The 6,398-nt window shown below is 61.1% G+C and carries 7 protein-coding genes; 5 read left to right on the top strand and 2 right to left on the bottom strand.

Annotated elements, in window-relative coordinates:
* The first annotated feature begins 15 nt into the window (after positions 1-15).
* Both ACN4F8_RS00900 and ACN4F8_RS00905 read left to right on the top strand, forming a co-directional pair.
* Positions 16-1,179: a transporter substrate-binding domain-containing protein gene (locus tag ACN4F8_RS00900; RefSeq protein ID WP_419471847.1), complete on the top strand. Its 1,164-nt coding sequence runs from the start codon at positions 16-18 to the stop codon at positions 1,177-1,179.
* Positions 1,179-1,676: an ANTAR domain-containing response regulator gene (locus ACN4F8_RS00905; protein WP_419471848.1), complete on the top strand. Its 498-nt coding sequence runs from the start codon at positions 1,179-1,181 to the stop codon at positions 1,674-1,676. The genes ACN4F8_RS00900 and ACN4F8_RS00905 overlap by 1 nt, the downstream gene beginning before the upstream one ends.
* A gap of 65 nt (positions 1,677-1,741) precedes the next feature.
* Here ACN4F8_RS00905 and istB read toward each other — a convergent pair whose 3' ends face one another.
* Entirely contained in the window at positions 1,742-2,479 is a 738-nt protein-coding gene (gene istB / locus ACN4F8_RS00910) for an IS21-like element helper ATPase IstB (RefSeq protein ID WP_419471849.1), read from the bottom strand.
* A gap of 67 nt (positions 2,480-2,546) precedes the next feature.
* Positions 2,547-4,091: an IS21 family transposase gene (istA, locus tag ACN4F8_RS00915; RefSeq protein WP_419471850.1), complete on the bottom strand. Its 1,545-nt coding sequence runs from the start codon at positions 4,089-4,091 to the stop codon at positions 2,547-2,549.
* Positions 4,092-4,210: 119 nt separating this feature from the next.
* Here istA and ACN4F8_RS00920 point away from each other — a divergent pair, with 119 nt between their 5' ends.
* The 3 genes from ACN4F8_RS00920 to ACN4F8_RS00930 all read left to right on the top strand — a co-directional run.
* Positions 4,211-4,507 (top strand): ANTAR domain-containing response regulator, encoded by a 297-nt coding sequence (locus ACN4F8_RS00920; protein ID WP_419471851.1) that lies wholly within the window; start codon positions 4,211-4,213, stop codon positions 4,505-4,507.
* 222 nt (positions 4,508-4,729) lie between these two features.
* Positions 4,730-5,722 carry an acetamidase/formamidase family protein gene (locus ACN4F8_RS00925; RefSeq protein WP_419471852.1) on the top strand — a complete coding sequence of 331 codons (993 nt, stop codon included), beginning with the start codon at positions 4,730-4,732 and terminating at the stop codon, positions 5,720-5,722.
* Positions 5,723-5,755: 33 nt separating this feature from the next.
* The coding region (locus tag ACN4F8_RS00930) for an SDR family NAD(P)-dependent oxidoreductase (protein ID WP_419471853.1) at positions 5,756-6,398 on the top strand (643 nt) is incomplete at its 3' end.

Raw genomic sequence — 6,398 nt, forward strand, 5'->3', positions numbered from 1 at the left:
GCGAAGGGGAGCCGAATGGCCAATAAAGACCCTGTGAGGGTCGGCATATTGTTTTCTGAGACGGGTGTGACGTCGACCATCGGCTTGTCGCAGCTGCATGGTGCTCTCTTGGCTGTTGATGAAATCAACGACTCGGGTGGCATCGATGGCCGGGAGCTGCAGCCCGTGCACTACGACCCTGAATCCAATCCGTTTCGCTACGCTGAGTTGACCGAACGCCTCATCCACCGCGACGGCGTGAATGTGATTTTTGGTTGTTACATGTCCAGCAGTCGGAAGGCGGTGATTCCCATCATCGAAAAATGGAACAAGCTGCTGTTCTACCCCACGCTGTACGAAGGCTTCGAGTATTCTGCAAACGTGATCTACACCGGGGCCGCTCCCAACCAGAACAGCGTGCAGCTGGCCGAATTCATCACATCGAACTTTGGCGCCCGTGTGTACCTCGTTGGCTCTGACTACATCTACCCCTATGAATCCAATCGAATCATGGGTGAATTGGTTCTGCAGCGCCAAGGCAGCGAAAAACTCGCAGAGCGCTACGTGCCTCTGGACGCAACAGAACACGACTTTGCAGGTGTCATGGCCGACATCCGAAACAAACGTCCGGATTTCATCTTTTCCACGGTGGTCGGCGACTCCACTGCATCGTTGTACCGTGCTTACGCAGATGCTGGCTTCGACCCCAAGACGATGCCGATCGCAAGCTTGACGACGTCCGAAGCGGAGATTTCGCAAATGGACCGGGGTCTTGCGACTGGTCACTACACCTCGGCACCGTATTTTCAGTCGATCGACTCGGAAGCAAACCGGCGCTGCCTTGCCAATCTTCGACAGCGTGTTGGTGACTCCTGTGTTCCCAATTTGTGCTGGGAGGCTTCATACTTCCAGATGCACATTTTTGCCAATGCAATGCGTCATGCGGGCAGCGACGACATTTCAACGCTGATGCCATACATCCTGGGCAGCGAATTCGATGCGCCTCAGGGTCGGGTGAAGATTGATCCGACCAATCACCACACTTGTCTCTACCCACGCATCGGCCGCGTCAACTCTGATGGGCAGTTCACGATCGTCCGCCAAGCGCGCCGGTCGGTATACCCTGACCCTTACCTCGTGACCCACTCCTTGGGCGACTGGGCTGCACGTTTGGACACGCTCGACAAGTTGGAGTCCTGATGAGCGAACAGGGTGAACACCGCTCTTCTTTGCGGGCCACGCCCCAGCAGCTCAAAGAACTGCGGACACTGACCGTTGCAGTGATTCATCCCGACGATGCAGACGGACGCCAGCTTACGCAACAACTGCAGCGCATAGGTTGCAAGGTGCAGGCGTTCTGGCCTCCGGTGCATTCGATTCCCAAAGACGTTGATGTGGCATTCGTTGCCGTTCGACCCGACATCCTCAACTTGAACATGGACTGGGCACGATCCGAGGATGCGCCCACTGTCATCGCCGTCGTCAACTACGAAAATCCCACCATCGTTGAGGTGGTGCTGGGTTTGGGGGCAAAGGCTGTGTTGCCCTCGCCAGTCCGTACGTTTGGTTTGCTTTCTACGTTGGTGTTGGCGCGCGAGTCTCACAAGGTGCGCATTCCACTGATGGCGGACAGTGATTCCATTCCCATCGCGGACAGCGTTCCAGACGATGGCGGACACGCTGCGCGGGTGTCCTGAGTGACGAGCAAATCGTAGCCGAAGTGTCCGCCATCGGCGTGGAACCGGTGGCCGGTCGGTGTCCTTCAAGCTGCCTTGGCGACCTTTCTCATGGACTCGCCTTTGAGGGCCATCTTGTGCGAGCCGTGCACGATGCGGTCCAGGATGGCGTCGGCCAGCGTGGGCTCGTCCAGCCAGGCGTGCCAGGCCGTTACCGGCAGTTGGCTGGTGATGAGCGTGGAGCGCGTTCCCACACGGTCGTCCAGCAGTTCCAGCAGGTCATTGCGCTCGTGTGCAGCAATCGGGGCAATGCCGAAGTCGTCCAGGATGAGCAAATCCAGCTTGGCCAGTTGCGCCAGACGTTTGCCAAAGCTTCCGTCACCGTGGGCCACATGCAGCTCCTCCAGCAGGCGCGGTGCGCGGGTGTAGAGCACCGAGAAGCCCAGGCGTGCGGCCTGCTGGCCCAGCGCACACGCCAGCCATGTTTTGCCGCAACCTGTGGCGCCGGTGAGCAGGATGTTGTGGCCATGGCGCAGCCAGTCCCCGCCGGCCAGGCTGGTGATGACTTCCCGACTCAAGCCTCGGCTGCCCCGCCAGTCGATGTCCTCCAGGCAAGCGCTGGAGACCTTCAGCCGGGCGGTCTTCAAGAGGCGCTCCAGGCGTTTGCTGTCGCGCCAGTCCACCTCGCGCTGCACCAGCAGCGCCAGGCGTTGCTCGAAGGGCAGTTCACTGGCGGCGATGTGGGTGGCGGCGTCGTTCAGCGCTGCGGCCATGCCGTCCAGGCGCAAGGCTCGCAGTTGGTTCAGAGTCTGTTCGTTGAGCATGATTGTTCTTTCGGTATGGGCGTGTTGAGGTGGTGAGGTGGTGGCTGACGGTCGTCGTCAGTGGTCATCAGTGGTAGTAGCCCGGCCCCCGCACGTTCTCGTGCAGCGGCAAGCTCGCCTGTGTGGGGATGGGCGCATCCAGCGCTCGCTGGTCCAGGCCGCAGCTCAGGATGGAGGCGATGCTCTTGTAGGAGGGTGAGCGAATCGACTGCGCCCGGGCGCAGGCCGCCTCCAGGCGCTGCGCTCCGTACTCACGCCCCAGACGCATCAGGCCCAGGCAAGAGCGGTAACCCTGCTCGGGGTGGGCGCGGTGTTCCATCTGCCAGCGCACCACGGCCGCGGTGGCCACTCCCACCCGCTCGCCCCAGGCGATGAGCTTGGCCGGTGTCCACTGCAGGTGCGCCCGGTGCGAGGCCGGCATGTGCTCTGGTGTGGTGGTGTGTGCACCCTTGCGAGGATTCAAGGCATGGGCGGCCACGCGTTTATTGCCGTGCAGGACTTCGACCGTGCCCGCCGTGATGCGCAACTCCACCACCTCGCCCACCAGCGCGTGGGGCACGGAGTAGTAGTGACCGTCGAGTTCGACGTGGTAATCGATGTTGACGCGGGCGGGCTTGAAGCGGGCTATGGGCATGCGCGTGGGCGGCAGTGGGCGCAGCAGCGGTGCATCGAGTTCGGCAAATGCGCTGGCGCGGTTGCCGGGCAGCTTCTTGAACGCTCGCTGGTTCAAATCCACCAGCAAGGCTGCAATCGCCCGGTTCAGGGCGGCAATACTGAAGAAGGTCTGGTGGCGCAGGCGGGCCAGAATCCAGCGCTCGACCACCTGCACCCCCACTTCGACCTTGGGCTTGTCACGTGGTTTGGCCGGGCGCGCCGGCATGACCGCCAGGCTGTAATGCACCGAAAGCTCTTCCAGCAAACGGTGTGAGGTGGGCTCGTAGCGGTCAGGGCGCGCCATGAGGGCGCGTGGCTGGTCGGGCACCAGCAGGCGGGGTACGCCGCCGATGAACTCCAGCGTGGCGATGATGCTGGCCACCCAGTCGACCGCCTTCTGGCTGGGGGTGGCGCAGGAGTAGGTGTAGTTCGACGCCCCCAGCACGGCCACAAATATCTGGGCCTGGTTTATCTCGCCGGTGCTGGCATCCACGACGGGCACCGTCTGGCCAGCGTAGTCCACGAAGAGCTTGTCGCCGCCCTCGTGGGTCTGGCGCATGGAGCGCTGCAGGCTGCGGGCCCAGGCCTTGTACTTCTCGCAGAAGGCGCTGTATTTGTAGGCTTGGCCCGCGTGTTGATGCTGGTACTCCTCCCACAGCAGTTGCAGCGTGACACCGGGGCGGCGCAGCTCTTGGTGGATGTGAGCGTGCTCAGGCTCCAGGTGGCGGGACTCTCGCGCCACCGGTGGCCGGTACAGCCGCGCTTGCAGCTCTTCGTCGCTCAAGGTCTGGGCCAAAGCCCAGTCCACGCCAGCCACGCGTGCGTAGCTGGCTATCTCGCTGACGGTGGATTTGGAGATGCCGAGAGCGGCACCGATTTGGCGGGTGCTCAATGCCCCGGCGTGCAGCAGCTGCAGTGTGTGTCGTATTTTGCTCATGGTGACCCTGGGTGTGGGCATTGCTGGTTCCGGTCGAAAAACCGGTCAGCGTATGCCGCGTTTGGGTCACTCAGAACACCCTCAGGTGTCCGCCATCAAAATGGAATGCTGTCCGCCATCACCGTGGAACGGTGTCCGCCATGGCGGTGGAACACTGTCCGCCATCAGCCTGGAATCGTGTCCGCCATCGCGTGGAATACGCACACAAGGAGAACCGCGGGTTGCAAAGGCGCTTACGCAAGGTAGAGGCCAAGTTGGTCGGTGTGCGCCACATCGCCGATGCGAAGGTTATCTTGATGAAAACCCATCACGTGTCAGAAACCGAGGCGTACGACCTCATTCGCGAAAAAGCCATGAGCTCGCGTTCTACAACAGAGGAAGTTGCCAAGGCCATCTTTGAGGCACACGAAATACTTTCGATGGGTGGAAAGCGCTGAATCTTGCAAATTGACGAGTGCAATATTTTGGTCGGATTTCAGTTGGCGGCTGCCTGACTCCAGTTGAAAGGTAGCCAGGGATGAGGTGTTCATTGCTGGACTCAACGGAGCAAGAGCAGTACTGCGTTAACCTGACTCCTGACTCAGCATTGCCCCAGATATTTTCGATCCGACGTGTAGGATTGTTGTTCGCTGCCGACCTTACTGCTTGGAGGACCCCTGATGAACTGGCTGGACAATTCGATCATGCGACAGCGAGGTGTCGCGCAGGGCCGAGCTCCTGAGACCCACGCATTGACCGAAGCGGTGCAGGGCAAGTACCACTACACCATCGGCCCTTACTCGGACCCGGTGCTGAAGATCCGCCCCGGCGACCGCGTGGTTGTGGAAACGCGCGACGCCTTTGAAGGCAAAGTGAAGTCCGAGCAGGATCTGCCCTCGCGCGTGTTGAGCATGCCATTCGTCAATCCGCAGAACGGTCCCATCATGGTGGAAGGTGCCAGCAAGGGAGACGTACTGGCCGTGTACATCGAGAAGATGTCTCCAAGGGGGGACAATCCACGCGGTACCTGCGCGATGATTCCGCAGTTCGGGGCTCTTAGCGGCACATCGCTCACTGCACTATTGGCAGATGACCTCCCTGAACTTGTGCGCAAGGTGAACGTGGATGAAGAGGGCGTGTACTGGAGCAAGCGCGTGACGCTGCCCTACCGCCCGCACATCGGCACGCTGAGCTGCAGCCCGGAGATCGATTCGATCAATACCCTGACGCCAGATGCGCACGGCGGCAACATGGACCTCCCCGACATGGGCCCGGGCAGCATCACCTACCTGCCGGTGCGCAGTGAGGGTGGCCGACTGTTTATTGGCGATGCACATGCCTGCCAGGGTGATGGCGAGGTCTGTGGCACAGCGGTGGAATTCGCCAGCACGACAACCATTCAGGTTGACCTCATCAAGGGCTGGCAACTCGAGTGGCCAAGGCTGGAGAACGAGGCCGTCATCATGGCCATCGGCAGCGCGCGGCCTCTTGAAGATGCCACGCGCATCGCCTACAAGGAACTGATCTTGTGGATGGAGGCTGAGTACGGCTATGACCGGTGGGACGCCTACATGATGCTCAGCCAATGCGGACAGGTGCGCTTGGGCAACTTCGTCGATCCGAAGTACACCGTCGGCGCTGGTATCAGCAAAAAGTATCTCGCGCCTGTCTGAGCGGAGCGTATTTCAACCCAGCAAGGAGAAGACATGGATCTCGGATTGAAGGGCCTGAAGGCCGTGGTGACCGGCGGCACAAAAGGCATCGGGCGCGCCATCGCTCAGACGCTTGCGGTGGAAGGGGCTCATGTGGCCTTCTGCGCACGCAACGCCGAGGAGGTGGCGCAGGCGGTGAAAGACTTCCCCAACACTGGCGTGAAGATCAGCGGGCGCGTGGTCGATGTTGCCGACGGGCCGGCGCTGGCTGCGTGGGTGAACGACGTGGCTGCAGAATTTGGCGGTATCGACATCGTTGTCGCCAACGTCAGTGCGCTGGCGATCGCCACCGATGAGGCGGCCTGGCAGCGCGGCTTCGAGGTCGACATGATGGGAACGGTCCGACTGGTCAACGCCGCGATGCCCTACCTCGAGAAGAGCAGCAAGGCCTCCATCGTGACGATTTCCAGTGTGTCCGGCAGGGAGATCGACTTCGCGTCTGGCCCCTACGGTGCGTTCAAGGCGGCCATCGTCCACTACACACAAGGTCTCGCATATCACTTGGCGGGCAAAGGAATCCGTGCCAACACCGTGTCCCCTGGCAACACCTACTTCCCCGGTGGCGTCTGGAGTCAGATTGAGAATGGGAATCCCGAGTTTTTCAAGATGGCTCTGGGCATGAACCCAACTGGGCGCA

It is taken from the genome of Hydrogenophaga sp. (genome assembly GCF_048549895.1).
Lineage (GTDB): Bacteria > Pseudomonadota > Gammaproteobacteria > Burkholderiales > Burkholderiaceae_C > Hydrogenophaga.